The organism is Polaribacter sp. (assembly GCF_965656025.1).
Taxonomy (GTDB): Bacteria; Bacteroidota; Bacteroidia; order Flavobacteriales; family Flavobacteriaceae; genus Polaribacter.
Window position 1 is genome coordinate 1 of sequence record NZ_CBFHJT010000092.1, and the last position, 1,508, is coordinate 1,508.

General features: G+C 33.4%; 1 protein-coding gene and 1 pseudogene. Both read left to right on the forward strand.

Features of this window, described 5'->3' with window-relative positions; genetic code table 11:
* Positions 1–1,127 (forward strand): 4Fe-4S dicluster domain-containing protein (locus ACTG3S_RS13315; RefSeq protein ID WP_439129831.1); only part of this gene is annotated, 1,127 nt, incomplete at its 5' end.
* Between the two features lie 79 nt (positions 1,128–1,206).
* Positions 1,207–1,508: pseudogene (locus tag ACTG3S_RS13320) on the forward strand ((Fe-S)-binding protein); the annotation flags it as partial.

Genomic DNA, 1,508 nt, shown 5'->3' on the forward strand with positions numbered 1-1,508 from the left:
CCATTTCTGGTATTTTACATGTTGTAGTTTACGTGGGTTTTATCATTATAAATATAGAAGTTCTCGAAATCGTTGTAGATGGTTTATTGGGAACTCATAGAGTATTTCAAGGTTTTTTAGGGGATGCTTTTTATGGTTTTTTAATAGGAACTTTTGAAATTTTAGCAGCTTTGGTGTTTATAGCTGTTATTATATTTTGGACACGTAGAAATGTAGCCAATATCAAACGTTTTTTAAGCAGAGAATTGAAGGGTTGGCCCAAAAAAGACGGAAACTTAATACTTTATTTCGAAATGGTATTAATGTCGCTTTTTTTGATAATGAATGCAACAGACCCTGCTTTTCAAGAAGCGAGTGTAGGTAACCCAATAAGCCAGTTTATTGCACCTTTATTTGATGGTTTTTCATCAGATGCATTACATTTAATAGAAAGAACTGCTTGGTGGATTCACATTTTAGGCATCTTAGTATTTTTAAATTACTTATATTATTCGAAGCACTTGCATATTTTATTGGCGTTTCCAAACACTTATTACGCCAATTTAAAACCTAAAGGACAATTTAATAATTTGGCTTCTGTTACAAACGAAGTAAAATTGATGATGGACCCAAGTGCAGACCCTTACGCAACTCCTGCAGAAGGAGAAGAGGAAACAGTTCCAGAAAAATTTGGAGCCTCTGAGGTAACCGATTTAAATTGGGTGCAATTAATGAATGCTTATACCTGTACAGAGTGTGGACGCTGTTCATCTGCTTGTCCTGCAAACTTAACAGGTAAAAAATTATCGCCTCGTAAAATTATGATGGATACAAGAGATCGTTTAGAAGAAGTTGGTAGAAATATTGATGCAAATGGAGGTACTTTTAAAGATGATGGTAAACAGCTTTTAAACGATTATATTTCACCAGAAGAATTGTGGGCTTGTACAAGTTGTAATGCTTGTGTAGAAGAATGTCCAGTAAATATAGATCCACTTTCTATTATTATGGATATGAGAAGATATTTGGTGATGGAACAGAGTGCAGCACCACAAGAGTTAAATATGATGATGACTAATGTAGAAAACAATGGTGCTCCTTGGCAATACAATCAACAAGATAGATTAAATTGGGCAAAAGAAGAGTAAAAGGAAATTTTAATTTTAATTTTTTAATTATTAGTTTAATTAATTTGATACTCAAAATTTAACACTAAAAACTAAAAAAATGAATGTACCAACAATGGCAGAAATGCTGGCTCAAGGCAAGCAACCAGAAGTGTTGTTTTGGGTTGGTGCTGCAGGGAGTTATGATGATAGAGCAAAAAAAATTTCTAGAGCATTTGTAAAAATATTACATCAAGCAAACGTAGATTTTGCAGTTTTAGGAACAGAAGAAACCTCTACAGGTGATGCTGCAAAAAGAGCTGGAAACGAATTTTTGTTTCAAATGCAAGCCATGATGAACATAGAGGTTTTAAATGGTTATGAAGTAAAAAAAATTGTGACCTGTGATCCTCATTCTTTCAA